Consider the following 18,944-nt stretch of genomic DNA (forward strand, 5'->3'; position numbering starts at 1 on the left):
CTACAATTCATTATTTTCAAATCTTTTTTGTATTAAATCCCAGCATTCATCTTTTTTGCACCATTGACCAATGTTTACACCTTCTATTGTTGGCTTTTGAAAATGATTCCATACTTTGTAAATAACATCTTCTATTACGAGCCCTAAATCTGCAGTAATATCTTGATGATTCCATATATACAAAAAATCAATCATATTTGAATGATATTTTCCTAGTAGTGCCATCGTGTAATAAACCTGCTGTGCTTTAAAACCTCCAAATCTATGATTAGCAATAATAGAATCACACTTGTTAAACAGAATAACCTGTGCAATCATTCTTTTGAAATTTTCTTCAGTTGCCTCAGGAATTTCTCCTTCACTCATCAATTGTGTAAAATACACAAAATTCGTTTCCAATCCTTTACTAACAACGCTTGGGTATCCCATCCAACACATCATGCATTTTGCAGCAACAGCCTTAGAAATACATCTTTTTTTAGGGTTGTGTTCTTTAAAATCTCTTTTTAAAGCAGGTGTTAGCTGTCGATTCACCTCTACAAAATATTGACCTCTTGCTCTTTCATAGAACCATCTATCCAATGACTTACCTTTTTCCACTGGAATATACACTATTCGAGAGTATCTTTCCATATTAATATGATAATCATCATTCGCATTAAAATCAGACATCTTTATTGGATTTTGACTATTGGCATATCTTGATATATTTGCTATAACATCGTTTGTCTTATCTTGGCTCTTAATTACCGTAAGTTTCATTTGTACACTTACTTTTGATAAATCAATTTTATTTTTATATACATTGTAGATTGATGCTGTTGTCTGTCCACCATTGACAATTTGCCATCCAGTGATTGATTTAATAACCACAGAATAATCATTTGATATATTTTCATCAATTTCAATCTCGTCTGCAATTGTAGATATTCCATTATTATATGCCATAAACATCTCAGGTTCATGTAACAAAGAATCTCTAATACCCCTATTAATTTTTCCGGTAGCCTGAAGGAAAGATCTAACATTCTTTTCAATAAGTTTTTGTCCTTCATCGTTATAGATTTTCGCAAGTAGTTCTCCAGAGATGTAGCCGATGTAGCAGTCATAAACATCATTAGCAGTTTCTACTTTTATTAATGGTAAAACTGTATTGTATTTTTTATTTAGTTTTATGTCTATACTGTCAGCACTATTATTCATAAATATATGTTGAAATAATCTTTCAATATCCCAGACATCATACTTAATATTAGCTTTTCCTATCTTTGTATCCTCTGGCACATATAAAACAGCACGCTTATTTGTTATTAGAACAATTTCAATAGTTTCTACTTCGTCTTTACATGCCATTATATATTCAAATGCCTGAAACCCATCGCTAGATTCTTCTATATCATCAAAATAATTGGTAAAGCAATTCTTATAAAATCTCAATCCTTGCTTTACCGCTTTATCAATATCTGTTTTTCCCATTTTATCTACTGACGGGTTTTGTGAAAAGTCACTGATTAGTAAGGTGAGCGTATTAAAATATTGGCTAAACACATATCCATCTACTTTAACCTTATCAGCTGTTTTCTTAAAATCTATAATATGGCAATCCGCTATACTTGTTTCGCCAATTTCGTTAAGGTAGGATAGAAAAATAGTCTTGAAGGCTACGGATGTTGTTACCACATTATTATTACGATACTCCATTACTTCTTCAATTATTTCTTGATTGAATTCCTGTAATTTATCTGACATCTTCCGTATTTCCTTTCAACAATATTTTTTCTGCCTCTAGTTTTGTGATCTCATACATTCTGCATTCATCAACAAGCACATCATATACACAGTTAGAAACACCATTTGCCAAATCCTTGCCAATTATCCTTGGGAATCCATTCTCTACTTTAAAGAAGGCCGTTTCTCGATCTACATATCCATTGACATATTTCTCAGATACCGAATCAAAGTACCCATATTCCTCCAAGTTCGTTTCAAATGTCTCCAACGCATGTGGATTGCCCCTAAATGAATTTCTGATCCTATGAATAATAGTTGCAAGCCTTTCCCCATCGGATTCACTCTTTCGAAATGCATAAAACATCACAAATAAATCACCTGTTACATCTTTTTCATCTAATTGATACTCACTGCTGATATGTATTTTATATGGAGCTTTTTTGCTTGTTGTCTTTATCTCTACTCCATTTCCATTAACGTAAAAATCATGTGTTTCATATTTGCATCCTGACCAATATAAAACTGCTTTGGTTCCCATCCTTTCGACTAGTTCTTCCATAAATCGAAGTTCTCCATACAAACCTTGTTGCCGCTCTGGTGACATTACTATTTGCCTGTTTTTTGTAAAGAAATCTTGCCATCTTTTTAATGTTTGAGCAACTATTACGGTTATATCTGTTCCTTTACTATTTAATAGTCTTGCTCTAATATCTTCTATTATTGTCTCATAAATATATGATTCATTTCCTTTTACTTGGATCAAATTACAAAACAAAGCATTCACATCGTATTCCGGTAACCTAACTGCATTAAATTCGATACCATTACAGTTTGGTATTCTGTTAGTATCTTCTATGTCTGCTTTGAAATAAAAATGACGCACTTCATCTTCACAAGATACAGCAAAAATTATTTCTTTTTTGTTTGGTAGCTCATATCTCAGCGATATTTGCTTCTTAATTCTCTCATTTCTTACCTCTGAAAATAAATCTTCATATATTTTATGCGTCAAAGTCATAGCTCTTTTTCTCCACAGCAATATCATTTATTCGGTACGATTTGATAGTTCCCTGGTCTTGCCTATCCGGAAATACAATTGCAAAACCGAATGGGGTCTTATGCCCTTTAATAACATCAACTCTAGTTAACGGTTCAACATCCCCCAACGGATACAATATCAGTAAGCCATCTTTACGATTCCTAGTTCCTTTTCTAAGATCCGGATTATGCTTTCCTTGATTTTTTAATTCATCAAGTTTATTAAATTGAGTAGTTGTATAGTCCAAATATTCATGTCCTTCTGATGTCAGTACATGAACATCACATACGGAGCCTCCATCTGTACATTCAGCGCTGTCTCGATGCACTCCTGCTCCGATTGATAAACCGGCTATCTTTATGGGTGGCTTAGTGATAATTTTTACATTTATCATACAAACCGTCCAATTAGTAAGTCCCTGACATTCATTCTGATTTGCAATATAATCAGCCATATATATGCTATTTGCTCTACTTGCTGAAGCAGATGTTTTATATTCCCGAAGGAATTGTGAAACATCCTGTCCAAGTACATTCAACCAGTACACATGTTGACCAACTCGTTTGATATCTCTATTTGTTAATTCTTCCTCTGTAGCAGGAGCTCCAATCGAGTATAGTAAATTTTCAACAGCATTAAAGTTCTCATCATACTGTTCTGGATCTACATCAATCATCCTAGTCTGGCTCAGATGCGCACTAAAATCTCTCTTCATATCTTTTCCAGTACGCATTTTATCTCTACTGGTTATCAGCAAATCTGGATTAGATTCTACGCCAAGTCCAAACCCCGAAGGATTTTGCTTTACAACTTCACACATATAGTTAATTTGTTTAACCAAATCTTCAGTAGCCCTTGAAATGTCCACAAAGAATCCGTGTAACTCTTTTGTCGCAAACAGTCTGCACAAATCAATATAACCAGGTCTGTATCCAAACCAACGCCCCATCTGCATTAAGGTATCGTATGTATTTGAGCTTCTCGTAAAATAACTTACCATTAGTCCCTCTAAAGTAAGTCCTCTTGCCAGTTTATCTCCACCTATTACTATTACATTAAATGGTTCGTCTTTGTGACTATCATAAATCAACACATCATCACTATCACCATTTATGCTATAAATAGTAAATTCTTTTGCCTTAATATATCTGCGTATTTCAGTATACACATCACCCCAAAAGAAATCAGGAACGTTCATCATATATTTCCCAAAGTCTTTTCTCATTTCAACTGTTGTTGCATGAAAATCATTTTCCCAGATAATTCTTAAGTCTTCCTCTACCGCTGGATCACTATTGACAATATAATTATAAATTTCTTCGATAAAATATGCTTCCACTTTTCTCTTAATTGTATTTTGCTGACCTTTATACCTTACGATATGAATAAGCATTGAGTTCGGTTTACATCTTTGTCCTCGTAAATTTCTCACTGCAACTGAAACAACAAATGTTTTTATTGCTGTTTTCAAATCATCAGGAATTTCTCCGACTAAATCATCCTTCTTGGTTCCCTTTCCAAGATAATCTTTTCCTTTAACTATTTCTCTGAAAAGGGGCATGCTTTTAATTTGTTTTTCATCATCACTAAGACCAAAGAATTCTAATGCCCCAATATACATACTTGATCTAGGAATATTCACTATAAAGTCGCGCGGAAAAAGATCATCACCATATTTCAAATTAGTTGCCTTTGGTGGTATAAAAATATTTGCGAATGGTGTAGCCGTATAACCAATATATGCATTACACTCAAATAGTCCAAGCAACCTTCTTATACATCCGTTTATTTTTGTAGGATCAAAATCCTCTTTAAGTGTACCATCTGCGTTATAACAGTCTTTTGTATTTAGTGAAGCCTGATCCGCTTCATCATCAATGATTAATGCTGGATATTTCGTCGGGATAACTTTTTTACCTTCATTATTAGTCACACTGATAGGAATGTCCTTCAAGTATTTGATAAGTCTGTTTAATACAGATGCATTTTTCTTTGTTACAACAACTAGTGGTGGATTCATTGATGTTCCTGCTTTTATTTTATTAAAATCTCCTTTTTCGTCTCTTGATGTAAGAGCCTGAAGGTGATGAGATACATCACTCATTTTTCCCACACCAAGAACATTCTCTTCCGAGCCCAAAGTACCATTGACATCGTAACCAAGTACTTCTTCCTCAAGCCGAATTTGTGTCTGGCTTCGAAGATTATTATGTATTCCAGCTAAAATAATAATAATTTCATAACCAGCATCAACAGCTTTATTTATGACTCCTAAATAATGCGCTGTTTTACCGGATTGAACATAGCCAAACGCCAGTCCTCTTATATCCTGCTTTTTTTCGATAGAAGGATCTGCCAAAAAGTTTACAACTGCATCAGTTGATTCATCAATATCTGTAATAGCATCTAACGACCAAGATGATTTCTGATTAAGGTAGTCATAATATCTTCTCCAATACTCCATGAGATGACCTTTTTCCTTCTTATAATTGTAAAACCATTTTGAGTCTTTAACTGTCTTATCTACCATGATATGAACTGGATCAACCGGAATTTTTACCTCAGCTTTTAGAAATGCTCTGAGTTTTATCTCATCATTTACAACAGAACCCCACTTACTGGCAACTTCATCTATTATTTCATCCGCTGTAACCTTATTATTCTTTTCTTTTATAAGCTCACGGCATTTTTTAAATGCTGCTATGTATAAGCCGATTTCGCTTTCAGATAATCCTTCTGGATAGTTAATCATAGTTTTCTTCCTCGAATATTTTTTTCAACTCGTCTTCAATGTATCGGTAATTTGGCATTCCTAAGATAATTGTTTCGACTTCATCCTTTGAAAAATCATTTCTTAAAAACTTCCTAATATATCCTTTCGCCTCTTTTACGTCAGCTTGCTTTTCAGATTCCTCTGGGTCTCCTTTTTTTCTATCGCCTAAATATTCAGTGAGTCCCGACTGCATAAACGGCGCATAACTTTCTATTAATGCGATATACGCTTTTAGACTTTCACGACCATCTTCATCTAATTTTCTAATTACTTCCATTAGAATCGGGTGTTTCTTGTTTATGTAAAATGCATATGCCCCCAATCTATTCTTTCTTTGTTCCCACACATAGCCAAGCTGTTGAGATGTTGGATTCTTTGAATATGCTCCTCTCGAGTTATATACTTTAGAAGAGACGTTAGTACATACAACAATTGCTCTTTCAAGCATATCTCTTATATATAAAGGCGGAGTAGCAATGGATTTTTTGATATCAATCTTCCAGTCATAGTCTGACTCTGATGTAATGTCCAGTTTTATTCGAGCCAAATTAAATGCTGGTTCTTTCTTAATTATGTCGAACCAAGTACCAAACACTAATAATCTTCTATTTCTATAAACATAAACTCCTTGATGTGCGCTCCATCCCTTCGATCCCTGAGCTATTTCATATTCATCTGTTGATGTAAATTTTGTTTTATGTGGTAAAACGTATGGTTGTATAATTACTTTCTTATCAGCCTCCCAATATTGTTCCTCACTTAATTCTTGAGTTGCATTATTATCAATAATAAAAGGATTCCATGCCTGAATTATATCTTCTCCAAAATATATGTTTAAATCATCTTCTTCAATAAATCTATGAAAAATTATCCCAACATGTTTTTTAACTCGCTCTATCGTTTTATAGAAACTGGTTTTTGATTTGTTTAGATTTTCATAATCAACAAGGCGATCCAAAACTTCGATAACAAGTAGTGTCGAATTCTCAAATCGATTCAAATATGATTTTGTCCAATTTAATTTATCCTCATTACCTCGATTAACAATAAGGTTCCATTTTCTGTCTTTTTGTTTTTCAATATAACTCAGATCCCATGTTGCATTTGAAAATGTTTCTCTTTGTTTAGTAGCTACAAGTAACCTTTTTCCAAGCGAAAAAGCTGCTGTTTTCATTCCCATTCCAAAGCGGCCAAGATCTTCATTCGATCTCTTTTCCAACGGATCAGATGAACCAATTTTCATTGATGTAATCAATTCATCAAACGCCATTCCCTGACCATCATCCCATATGCAAATTTTCGAATCATTTGAGTCCCAGATAAAATCCACATGAATTTCTGTCGCACCTGCCGAAATAGAATTATCAATAATATCTGAGATGGCAGTTTCCGTTTTATATCCTACCGATCTAAGCGATGTTAATAATAAATTAGCATCTGGAATCAATTCAATTGTATATTCATTCATCTCGTAATTCCTCTCAGCTAGTGCTTAATATATTTGCCGCTTTTTACTCTTTTGTCCTTGGGTTTTTCAACATCATTCGGTATAGCCCAATATGACCCAATCTTCATTGCTCCGTGAATTCTGCTTTCTGTACAAAGAACCTGTATTCTCCTCGTAGAAATTCCCCACTTTACTGCTGCCTGACTGATAGATAAATATTCCATACTTAATTCTCCATATAACCATATTAGATTGAGCTTCATAATATCTTTATTATAATCTTAACCTCGAATAATATCAATCTAATATTTCCCATTTCAACTTTTTTCGCGTTACTTGGTCATTTTTTCGACCATATTCACTAACTGGCAAGTAGTTTGAACAGGAGAAGTGCTAGTGCCTCACTAGTTGTCGTGTGTCCCCAATTCACTCAGAAATCCATCACAGATGCCTGGCTACGCACTCACTAATGTAAGCGCTATAAGAATCTTCCGTTTCTCCAAGAAGTAAAAAGCGGGCCCCCACCAAACTGTTAATCTGATGATTTCTCCAAAGACTATCTCTGTGTGATTTTATCCTTCTTATCTTTATTTTCCTGCTACTGAGATTCATCCATCTGTAAAAACATATTAATATTATGCTTCGCTTTCATATATTCCTGCATCTCCGTTTTTGTCTTCCGGTACTCACTATAGGCTGATTTTTATTTCGTAAGAAGCTCAGGAAATACTTCATTCAGATCCATTACCCTTGTAATCTCCCTATCCAACTTATTGGGTACTTCCTTTACTACCTTATGAAGTGCCAGCTCCATACGATGCTCCTCCGATATGATTTCTCCTTGCTTGAAGGACTGATGAATATGATAAAGATGAAATCTCCCTTAGGTTTCCTACCATTGGTTCCGCTTGTTTTTATATCTCTGTTTGCTAACAAAAAAGAATCCCCTGTTTCCAAGAGATTCTTTCAAATATACTTTATTATTTCGTTGTAAGTTGGTCGTAAATCCTGACCTATATTTTCTCAAACCCGCACAAATACTGGATTTTTTATTCTTTGTTCTTCATCGTCGGGAACAACAACACATCCCTAATAGCCGCTGAATCGGTTAACAGCATAACAAAACGGTCAATACCAATTCCGATACCGCCTGTAGGAGGCATACCGTATTCGAGTGCAGTTAAGAAATCCTCATCTAATTCGTTGGCTTCATCATCACCGGCTGCACGAAGTGCTTCCTGTGCTTCAAAACGACCTCTTTGATCAAGGGGATCATTTAACTCGGAGAATGCATTTGCCATCTCACGCTTCGTGATAAAGAGCTCGAAACGCTCTGTATAATCAGGATCGGTAGGCTTTCTGCTTGCAAGTGGTGATATTTCAACCGGGTGATCCATAATAAAAGTAGGCTGTACCAAATGTTCCTCAACAAATTCTTCAAAGAACAGATTGATGATGTCGCCTCTCTTATGACGATCCTCGAATTCGATATGATGTTCTTTCGCAAGTGCTTTTGCAGCTGCTTCGTCAGCCACTTGGTCAAAATCGATATTAGCATACTTTTTAATCGCTTCAACCATAGTTAAACGCTCAAACGGTTTTGCTAAATCTATCTCAACTCCATCATAGCTGATGGCGGTGGTACCGAGCACCTTTGTAGCTACGGTTTTGAATAATTCTTCTACTAAATCCATCATACCATAATAATCTGTATATGCCTGATACAACTCTAAGAGTGTAAACTCAGGGTTATGTCTAACGGATAAGCCTTCATTACGAAATACTCTGCCGATTTCATAAACACGCTCTAAGCCACCAACAATCAGACGCTTTAAGTATAATTCCAAAGAAATTCTAAGGTGAATATCTTGATCCAAGGCGTTGTGATGTGTGAAGAATGGTCTTGCTGCAGCTCCGCCGGCATTAGGTACTAAAACCGGTGTTTCCACTTCAATGAATTCTTTACTATCCAGATAATTACGAATCTCACGAATAATCTGAGAACGTTTTACAAAGGTATCTCTTACCTCAGTATTCACTATTAAATCAATATAACGTTGTCTATATCTGGTGTCGGTATCCTTCAGTCCATGGAATTTCTCAGGTAAAATCTGAAGACTCTTTGTTAAGAGAACTACTTTTGACGCTTTGATTGAAATCTCACCAGAATGAGTTTTGAATACTTCACCCTCAATACCAACGATATCTCCGATGTCATATTTCTTAAACTCAGCGTAAGGCTCTTCTCCAACTTCATCTCTCTTAACATAAGCTTGGATATTACCGCTAATATCATTGATGTTACAGAAAGATGCTTTACCCATCACACGTTTGGACATAACACGTCCTGCGATGGATACATGTTTTCCTTCCATTTCTTCAAAGTTATTAACGATATCCTTCGTATGATATGTTACGTCATACTTCATTATCTGGAAAGGATCCTTTCCATTCTCCTGAAGATCAGCTAACTTCGCTCTTTTTACCTTTAATAATTCATTAATGTCCTGTTCAGCTTGAACTCTTTCATCAGCCATGTATCTCACCTCTAACGCAGTAAACTTTTCCTGCTTACCGATATTTTATTAATTCGATTTTTGAATCTGGAGAATCTTGTACTGCATGATACCTGAATGGGTCTCTACATCAACAACATCTCCGATCTTTTTACCGATCAGCTGACTTCCCAAAGGAGATTCATTGGAGATCTTGCCTTTTAAGCTGTTTGCCTCTGTAGATCCTACCAGCTTATATTCCAGTTCTTCATCATATTCCATATCCAAAATTCTAATTTTGCAACCAATATTTATTGCATTTACATCAACTTCATCTTCGACTACAACTTCTGCATTTTTAAGAATCTTTTCGATGTCTTCAATTCTTGCCTCTATATCTCTCTGTTCGTCTTTAGCGGCATCATATTCAGCGTTTTCAGAAAGATCCCCCTGCTCTCTGGCTTCTTTAATCTTCTGAGCTACTTCTTTTCTTTGATTCACTTTCAGATCATGAAGCTCTGCTTCGAGTTGTCGTAATCCCTCATAAGTCAATATGTTTTTCTTTTCTACCATAAAACACCCTTCCTCCATATTGCTTTTTATACTACATACAATACATTCAAAGTATTATATCGTATCAATTGTATCTTGTCAACATGATTAAAATTGTTTAAAATTACGCAATTAACCTGCTCGAAAGTTACATTATATCTTATCTATAAACCAGTCAAAATATTCTATTGAATTATGAATAATCTACAATTGATTTACATCGTTTTTACAATAATTTTACAATCAGAGTTACTGAGCATCTTTCAAAATGTCACTAAAATCAAATGTTGCAAAATAATCCTTTGGTGTTTCCGCTCTTCGAATCATCTCAACTGAACCATCTTCCTTTAATAAAATTTCTGCAGATTTTAGCTTGCCGTTATAATTATAACCCATCGCAAATCCGTGCGCACCGGTATCGTGAATAACGATTAGATCACCGATATCAATCTTTGGTAACATACGATCAATCGCAAATTTATCATTATTTTCACACAATGAACCGGTGATATCATATTTGTGATCACATGGGGCATTCTCTTTTCCCATAACCGTAATGTGATGGTATGCGCCGTACATGGCAGGTCTCATTAAGTTTACTGCGCAAGCATCCAATCCGATATATTCTTTATAAATGTGTTTTTCATGAATTGCAGTCGCAACCAAATGACCATATGGAGCAAGCATAAACCGTCCAAGCTCAGTAAAGATTGCAACATCTCCCATTCCTGCAGGAACAAGAACTCGTTCAAACTCTTTTCTTACACCCTCACCAACCTTCATGATATCATTTTTCTCAGAATCCGGTTTGTACGGAATGCCAACACCACCGGATAAGTTGATGAATTTGATCTCAACACCAGTTAGGTCTCGAACCTCAACAGCTAGCTCAAATAATATGCCTGCTAATGTAGGATAATATTCTTCCGTAGCTGTATTACTAGCTAAAAACGAGTGAATACCAAAGTATTTTGCACCCTTTGCTTTTAATCTTTTGAAACCATCGATCAACTGATCCTTGGTCAATCCATACTTTGCATCCCCGGGATTATCCATGATTCCGTTTGAAGTTTTAAATACTCCACCTGGATTATAGCGACAACTGATCGTCTCCGGAATTCCTGTTACCTTCTCAAGAAAATCAATATGAGTATAATCATCAAGATTAATATAAGCATTTAATTCCTTCGCCTTAATAAATTCCTCAGGAGGAGTCGCATTGGAAGAGAACATGATATCGTCACCAGAATATCCAAGCGCTTCTGACAACATAAGTTCCGTCAAAGAGGAGCAGTCCACACCGCAGCCCTCTTCTTTTAAGATATTAATGATATAAGGATTTGGTGTTGCTTTCACAGCAAAATATTCCTTAAATCCTTTATTCCAGGAAAATGCTTCATAAAGCTTTCTTGCATTCTCACGAATACCCTTTTCGTCATAGATATGAAATGGGGTCGGATATTTTTTTGTTATTTCAAGTAATTGTTCCTGCGTTACAAATGGTGTCTTCATATGAATCCTCCTTATATTTTAAGAATTTTATATCATGATAGATGTATATACGCTCTATCCCAGTTACATAAAGATGTATGAATGTTGCTTTTCGATTATATTACTCAAGACGATTATAAAAGTGATATCAATATACGCGAATCAAATCATAATTACCTGTTTTAATGCTATCTATAAAGTCGTGAATATTCTCAAGTCTGTGATCAAAGGTCAAACCGCTACGGCTAGTTTCTTCACCATGTGAATCAGTTCCCGCCGTCACCGGAAGCTTATGCTTTCTTGCATAAAGGAGCGCTTGACGGTCAAAACCAGCGTTCTTATTTCCTACATTGATAGCTTCCACCGCATCTACATACTCTGGAAACAAACGAATCTCTTTAATATATGGTCGGACACGGTATGGATGTGCATGCACTATAAAACCACCATCCTCATGTACTCTCTCATATTGCTCTTCAATCGACCAGTCTAGAATGTCTGAATGTTGCTTCAACCATTCCTTGTCCAGTCCATAGATCAAAAATTCTGTTCTGCGAAAGTTCGCTTCCCAGCCAAAAAATACATCAAGACCAATCTTATCTCCTTCAGCCTTGGCATTCTCATAGCCCTTGCAAAACAGGTCAACTCTTTCCTCCCAAGCCAAATCGGCCGGTACACTGGTATGTCCATTGAAAAAATGGTTGGTTACAACAATTCCCGTATAACCAAGTTCCTTATACTTTCTTACCTGCTGCACCGCATCAAAGATAGCACAGGCACTCGCTTCTGTAGTATGAAGATGTGTTTCATATTTATATATCATACCGAAACCTTAACCTTTCTTTCTTGTCCACCTTGTATAATTATACCTAATTAATTCATATGCTATATTTTACAAATTGCTTCAAAAAGCAAAACCGTAAAGAATTCCCCCTTTCGCTCAGCTTCGAGGGGGCAGTATTTTATAATAAATAATTGTTCCCATTATACATCATTCTACGTTTTTTTCAACGGTTTTTATAAAAAAGTGGACATGTTGTATACCGTAACTAATGAGTTGTTAAACTTATACTTTGATCTATGTTGTATTACAAGTCCAATAAATGATTTTCAAATCAGAGTATTTGTATTCGTCGGTACTTAGGTTCTGTATTTTAGAATCTTATGTACCGCTACGTAATACAACAAAGCGAGAGCGTCTCTGATTTTGGAAACATTTATTGGACTCATAATAGTATATTGCCAAAATCTAGACTGCAACTTATGAGTCGAACGTATGATTGTAATAGAGCTGGAAATCCTAAGTTCATTGTGTTATAATCCAAATTGAGTGTGTTTATGCTCATTTTGTCATATTTTAGAAAAAGGGGTTTATACCATGGAACAATATAATGGAAGTCAAATCGTCATATTAGAGGGTCTTGAGGCGGTCAGAAAACGTCCCGGTATGTATATCGGAAGCACAAGTTCAAGGGGTCTTCATCATTTAATTTGGGAGATACTTGATAACGGAATCGATGAGCACCTAGCAGGTTTTTGTTCGAAGATCGATATTACCTTATTAAAGGATGGCGGTATTGAAATCAGCGATAACGGCCGCGGTGTACCGGTAGATATTCATCCGACCAAGAAGATTCCTACCGTACGAGTTGTTTATACGATATTACACGCCGGAGGTAAGTTCGGTAATTCCGCTTACAAGGTATCGGGAGGTCTTCACGGTGTTGGTGCCTCCGTAGTTAATGCTTTATCAAAGAAAATGATTGTCGAAGTAAGGCGTGACGGCAAGATATACCGTGATGAATATGTTGATGGCGGTCATCCTACTGTAGGACTGGAAGATGGCCTTTTACCTGTGGTTGGAAAATGTAATAAATCCGATACCGGAACGAAGGTTACCTTCTATCCGGATGATACTATATTTGAAACAATTGAATTCAAGCCTGAGGTTATTCATAAAAAACTGAAAGAAATCGCTTTCTTAAACAAGAACATTATAATTAACTTCATTGATCAAAAACACGGAACTTCAAAAACATACCATGAAGAATTCGGTATCAAGAGTTTTGTATCCTATTTAACACGTGAAATGACACATCTTCATGAGGAGCCCATATATCTTGAGGGCAAAAGTGGTGATATTGAAGTGGAAATCGCATTTCAATATACCGACAGTTATTCCGAACAGATTAATGCTTATTGTAACCGTATCAATGTAGTAGATGGTGGTACACTGGTTACCGGCTTCAAAACTGCACTAACCCGTGTTATGAACCAATATGCCAGAGAGTTGAATGTATTAAAGGACAAGGATGAGAACTTTGACGGAAAGGATATCCGTAACGGACTTGTATCTATAATATCCATTAAACACCCGGATCCTCAGTTTGAGGGACAGACCAAAACTAAGCTTGGCAATACCGATGCTAAAAGCGCGGTGGATGAAATATTCTCCGCAGAAGTACAGCGTTGGTTCGATAAGCATGTTGAGGTATTAAAGAGTATCCTTGATAATTCAATGAAGTCATTCAATGCAAGACGTGCCAGCGACAAGGCCAGAACCGCAGTCCTTAAGCAGTTAAATGATGTTGATACCAAAAGCAAGCTTGCCTCCTGCTCGTCAAAAAAAGCAGAGGATTGTGAACTATATATCGTCGAGGGTGATTCTGCAGGTGGAACGGTAAAAACCGCAAGAAATCGTAGGACTCAGGCAGTTCTTCCTCTGCGTGGTAAGATATTGAATGTTGAAAAAGCTACCCTTGAGAAGATTCTGGTTAATAACGAAATCAAATCTATGATAGCAACCTTCGGTTGCGGAATCGGGGATGAATTCGACATTACAAAACTCCGCTACGATAAGATCATCATCCTAACTGATGCGGACGTAGATGGAGCTCATATCAGTACACTTTTATTGACTTTCTTCTACCGCTTTATGCCGGAGTTAATCTTAGAAGGCAAGGTATACAGAGGTATGCCTCCTCTGTATAAGGTAGAATACGATACAGCAGTCAAAGGGAAAAGAGCAAAGAAATCCGAATATTTATTCAATGATTTTGAACTGGATAAGTTCCGTAAAATCGAAGGCAATAAGATATTGAGCCTTCAGCGTTATAAAGGTTTGGGTGAAATGGACGCTCATCAGCTCTGGGAGACGACACTGGATCCGGATACCAGAATACTTGCACAAATCTCCATCAGCGATACCGTGGAAGCAGATGAAATTACCACCATGTTAATGAGCAGTAATGTTCCTCCGAGACGTGCCTTTATCATGGAAGAAGCAAAATACGCAAAGCTTGATGTATAGAACAATTGGAGGTAGTGTGAATTAAATAATTCACACTCGAAGTTTGTGCTTGCGAAATCCTCAGCACAAACTAACACATAGGATAGCATGTTAAGATTGGTGTGGAAAATAAATTTTCCACACATCAAATTTGCGCTGACGCCCAAATTCGAGGGTGTTGGCAGTATGGAGGATTAATTAGATGAAAAGTATATCTGATCAGATAATCCAGATGGATTTTTCCGAGGAGATGAAAAACAGTTATAGAGATTATGCGATGAGCGTTATCATCGCAAGAGCACTGCCCGATGTACGGGATGGTTTAAAACCGGTGCAACGAAGAATTCTTTATTCGATGATTGAGCTTGGTCTCGATCCTGCGAAGCCACATAGAAAAAGCGCCCGTATCGTCGGTGATACCATGGGTAAATACCACCCTCACGGCGATAGCTCCATCTATGAAGCACTCGTTCGTATGACAGAGGATTACTCCTTGATGGTTCCACTCGTAGACGGTCATGGTAACTTTGGTTCCATCGATGGTGACGGCGCTGCAGCGATGCGTTATACCGAAGCTAGACTATCTCTTGGCGCGATGGCTCTTCTAGATCATTTGGAAAAGGGATTAATTGAGTTTATCCCTAACTTTGATGACAGCGAAAAGGAGCCCACCGTACTTCCTGCCATGATTCCTAACCTATTGATTAACGGAACTACGGGTATTGCGGTTGGTATGGCAACAAACATCCCACCTCATAATCCGGATGAGGTTATCGATGGAGTTATGGCCTATATGGATAACCCCGACATCACCGTCAGAGAGCTGATGAACTATATTCCAGCACCTGACTTTCCGACCGGCGGTATTATTACAAATCAAGATGACCTTGTCAGTCTGTACGAAACCGGCGAGGGTAAGATTCGAGTTCGCTCCAAGGTTGAGATTGAGAATGGAGATAACGGTCGAAAGAATCTTGTCATTACTGAGATTCCTTATACTGTAGCCGGCAATAAGACTAAGCTGGTGGAAGGGCTTGCAACTTTAATGAAGGACAAGGTCTTTGATGAAATATTTGATATCAGAGACGAATCCTCCAAGGAAGGTATCCGTGTAGTGATTGAGGTCAAGAAGGATCGTGATCTGGATAACCTTTTGAACGGTCTGTATAAGAAGACCTCTATGGAAGATACCTATTCTGCCAATCTTCTGGCGGTAAAGGATCAACAGCCTATTGTCTTTAATTTGAAGAATATACTTGGCGAATTCGTTGATTTCCAGGTTGAATTATATACAAAAGAATATCAGTATATGCTTGATAAGGCGATCAAGCGTCTCGAAATTGTCGGTGGTTTAATTAAGGCTACGGATGTTATCGACCTAATTATCGAAATCCTTCGTGGAAGCTCCTCTGTTAAGCAGGCCAAAACATGCCTTACCGATGGCATCGTAGAAGGTATTAAATTTAAATCCGCACAGTCGGAGAAGGAAGCTAAAACACTGAATTTCACAGAACGTCAGGCAGATGCAATTCTTGCCATGCAGTTAAGCAAATTAATCGGACTTGAGATCCTAAAGCTTCATGATGAGAACAAATCCCTTCTGGATTCCATTGAAGAATATAGAAAAATATTAGGAAACAATAAGGAACTATATAAAGTAATCAAATCCCGTTTAAAAGAATATAAGAAGCTCTTCCATACCCCAAGAAAAACCGCTCTTATGAATTCAGCCAGCATGGATTATGTGGAAGAGATTAAAATCGAGGATATCTTTATATTGATTGATCGCTTCGGTTATACTAAGTCCATTGATACAACCAGCTATACCAGAGCTTCCGAGGACAATCTTAAAGAATATGTCCATATTGTACCGATGAAGAATAACGACAAGCTCTGTCTTTTCACCGCAGAGGGTAATATGTATCAGGTAAAGGCTGAGAATATCCCAAGATGCAAGATGAAGGATAAAGGTGTTCTAATTCACACCCTATGTAAATTGAATAAGGAGAATGTTATTATCTACACTTCCTTTGAACAGTTATTCGAATCACAGCTCCTATTCACAACCAAGGTTGGTTTTATCAAGCAGGTGTCCGGTGTTGAATTCGAGACCAACCGCTCTCAGATCGCTGCAACCAAGCTTGAAGAAGGTGATGAAGTTATATCCATCTGCCTGCTCTCCGCTTCCGAGGTGATGGCCGGCGACCAGAAAGTAATTATCCTGACGGAGAAGGGCTTATCCCTTGGCTTCCCTCTATCCGATGTTAGCGAATTGAAGAAGACCAGCCGAGGCGTAAAAGCAATCACATTGGAGAAAAATGATACCGTAAGCTTTGCCATCTCTCTTAACCCGAATATCGAAACCTTTACTTACAAGGAGAAAGAACTCAGTGTGAAGAAGGTTCGAAATCGCAAGCGTGGCGATAAGGGACAGAAGGCAAGCCTATAATTCGAAAGAAAGATGGAGAATGCTATGACTCATATATATTTTGTTCGCCATGCCCTACCCGAACACAAATGGGAGGTAGATCGAACAAGACCCTTAACCTCAGAAGGAAAATCAGACATTGCAAAAGTAACTGAGACCCTACGTGGTGTTCATCTGGATTATGCAATATCCAGTCCTTATATTCGAAGCATGGAGACAATTCAGGAATGTGTGAAAGAGCACGGTTTGATTATGGAGATTGATGAACGCTTTCGAGAAAGGGAACGCGGAATAAATAACAGTCTTGATATGCTAAACCGGCGTTGGGAAAACTTTGAATTCCACGAAGAACAGGGCGAGTCCCTTGGTGTAGTTCAACGTAGAAATATCGAGGCTCTCCAGGATATACTCCGTGAACATGAAGGAGAAAGTATTATCATAGGTACTCATGCAACCGCATTAAGCACAATCTTAAATTATTACGATTCGTCTTGTCATAAGGAAAGCTTTATAAGAATTATAAATTGTATGCCCTATATTATCAGACTTGATTTTGACGGTCAACGGTGTGTCTCCAAAGAAGAGCTCCTAGTAATTGATAAGGATGTCACAGAATATAATAAAGCTTATAAGAGCAAGTAAATCTATATAGGTAAATAATATCTGTATAGAAAACAAATCTATATAGAAAATAAAAGCTATATAGAAAACAAAGCTATATAGAAAACAAATCTATATAGAAAATAAAAGCTATATAGAAAATAAAAGCTATATAGAAAATAAAGCTATATAGAAAATAAAGCTATATAGAAAATAAAGCTATAAAAAACCCCATGCATATATGATTTTATCATACCTGCATGGGGTTTATGTTTATACTATATCTCGCTTATCTTCTCCGGAACGGATAATACGATCCAGTGATTTCTGATAATCAAACCTGCGCATGGAACTCTCTTCCACTAAAATGGCTGCCTTGTTTAAATCAATCTTCTTCAATACTGCTTCCAATCTATCCGAGAAATCCACCAACTCGTTCATGTAATTAACCAAACGATTATGGACGTCCGAAGCGTCTTCATTTAATAATGCGATTTCCAATTGATATGTCAATTCCGAAATCGAATTCGCACCTACATTATTAAGCAATTTTCTCAAGGTTTGAGTAATGGTTCTTAGACCTTCGTATTCATCCGTCATGCACATCATCTGAAGCAAAGGAAGCTTCGATTTTATGCTCTTTAAGATGGCAAAAAGTGCTTTTGTATAATTACTCAAATTACAAAGAAAATATTCATATCCTATTTGAAATTCAATCTCCGGAACCTCTTGAAAAAGTTCCGTTGTAATTGTTCCCTTCATCCCAATAAGCCCCCCGTGGCTATATGTAATAAAAAACATTACAAATATTGTAACACAAAGCAAATACTAACATATATATACTGTTTTGTAAATAGTCCAGACCCCTATTTACCTATTATTATATAGCAATATTCGGCATTTTTCATCAAATACAGTAACATTTAGGACCAAATTACCACAACAGTGACCAAAAGAATTCACTTAATCTAGATATGTTACCATATTTCGAATTAAGTTACTTTCTTCTCTTATAAAATTCTTATTCCGGCATTATATTTATTAGAATTACAGTTTAATAAGAAGGATATCATTAGAAAAGTATTCATTCTTTTGTATA

General features: G+C 36.6%; 13 protein-coding genes. 3 read left to right on the forward strand and 10 right to left on the reverse strand.

Going from position 1 to position 18,944, the window contains the following annotated elements; all coding sequences use genetic code 11:
* The 9 genes from AC6IWN_RS14195 to AC6IWN_RS14235 all read right to left on the reverse strand — a co-directional run bounded on the left by AC6IWN_RS14195 (window position 1) and on the right by AC6IWN_RS14235 (window position 12,351).
* Window positions 1-1,749 (reverse strand): AIPR family protein, encoded by a 1,749-nt coding sequence (locus AC6IWN_RS14195; RefSeq protein ID WP_497988071.1) that lies wholly within the window; start codon window positions 1,747-1,749, stop codon window positions 1-3.
* A complete protein-coding gene (locus AC6IWN_RS14200) occupies window positions 1,739-2,743 on the reverse strand; it encodes a PD-(D/E)XK motif protein (RefSeq protein WP_497988073.1) in 1,005 nt (334 codons plus the stop codon). The genes AC6IWN_RS14195 and AC6IWN_RS14200 overlap by 11 nt, the downstream gene beginning before the upstream one ends.
* Window positions 2,733-5,522 carry a Z1 domain-containing protein gene (locus tag AC6IWN_RS14205; protein WP_497988075.1) on the reverse strand — a complete coding sequence of 930 codons (2,790 nt, stop codon included), beginning with the start codon at window positions 5,520-5,522 and terminating at the stop codon, window positions 2,733-2,735. The genes AC6IWN_RS14200 and AC6IWN_RS14205 overlap by 11 nt, the downstream gene beginning before the upstream one ends.
* Window positions 5,515-7,011: an ATP-binding protein gene (locus AC6IWN_RS14210; RefSeq protein ID WP_497988077.1), complete on the reverse strand. Its 1,497-nt coding sequence runs from the start codon at window positions 7,009-7,011 to the stop codon at window positions 5,515-5,517. The genes AC6IWN_RS14205 and AC6IWN_RS14210 overlap by 8 nt, the downstream gene beginning before the upstream one ends.
* Window positions 7,012-7,028: 17 nt before the next feature.
* Window positions 7,029-7,214, reverse strand: a complete 186-nt coding sequence (locus AC6IWN_RS14215) for a DNA-binding protein (RefSeq protein WP_497988078.1) — start codon at window positions 7,212-7,214, stop codon at window positions 7,029-7,031.
* An 825-nt stretch (window positions 7,215-8,039) separates the two neighbouring features.
* Entirely contained in the window at window positions 8,040-9,527 is a 1,488-nt protein-coding gene (lysS, locus tag AC6IWN_RS14220; protein WP_497988079.1) for a lysine--tRNA ligase, read from the reverse strand.
* Window positions 9,528-9,575: 48 nt separating this feature from the next.
* Window positions 9,576-10,058 carry a transcription elongation factor GreA gene (greA, locus tag AC6IWN_RS14225; protein WP_497988080.1) on the reverse strand — a complete coding sequence of 161 codons (483 nt, stop codon included), beginning with the start codon at window positions 10,056-10,058 and terminating at the stop codon, window positions 9,576-9,578.
* Window positions 10,059-10,286: 228 nt separating this feature from the next.
* Complete coding sequence (locus AC6IWN_RS14230) at window positions 10,287-11,549, reverse strand: diaminopimelate decarboxylase (RefSeq protein WP_497988081.1); 1,263 nt, start codon at window positions 11,547-11,549, stop codon at window positions 10,287-10,289.
* Window positions 11,550-11,676: 127 nt separating this feature from the next.
* Entirely contained in the window at window positions 11,677-12,351 is a 675-nt protein-coding gene (locus AC6IWN_RS14235; protein ID WP_497988083.1) for a PHP domain-containing protein, read from the reverse strand.
* Between the two features lie 555 nt (window positions 12,352-12,906).
* Here AC6IWN_RS14235 and AC6IWN_RS14240 point away from each other — a divergent pair.
* From AC6IWN_RS14240 to AC6IWN_RS14250, 3 genes are all read left to right on the forward strand, one after another.
* Entirely contained in the window at window positions 12,907-14,838 is a 1,932-nt protein-coding gene (locus AC6IWN_RS14240; RefSeq protein ID WP_497988084.1) for a DNA gyrase/topoisomerase IV subunit B, read from the forward strand.
* Window positions 14,839-15,019: 181 nt separating this feature from the next.
* Window positions 15,020-17,266 carry a DNA gyrase/topoisomerase IV subunit A gene (locus tag AC6IWN_RS14245; RefSeq protein ID WP_497988085.1) on the forward strand — a complete coding sequence of 749 codons (2,247 nt, stop codon included), beginning with the start codon at window positions 15,020-15,022 and terminating at the stop codon, window positions 17,264-17,266.
* 24 nt (window positions 17,267-17,290) lie between these two features.
* Window positions 17,291-17,887 carry a histidine phosphatase family protein gene (locus AC6IWN_RS14250; RefSeq protein ID WP_497988086.1) on the forward strand — a complete coding sequence of 199 codons (597 nt, stop codon included), beginning with the start codon at window positions 17,291-17,293 and terminating at the stop codon, window positions 17,885-17,887.
* A gap of 231 nt (window positions 17,888-18,118) precedes the next feature.
* Here the strand turns inward: AC6IWN_RS14250 and AC6IWN_RS14255 are convergent, their stop codons facing one another.
* Complete coding sequence (locus AC6IWN_RS14255) at window positions 18,119-18,607, reverse strand: hypothetical protein (RefSeq protein WP_497988087.1); 489 nt, start codon at window positions 18,605-18,607, stop codon at window positions 18,119-18,121.
* Window positions 18,608-18,944: the final 337 nt, after the last annotated feature.

The sequence above is a fragment of the Variimorphobacter sp. HTMS_6 genome (assembly GCF_059717775.1).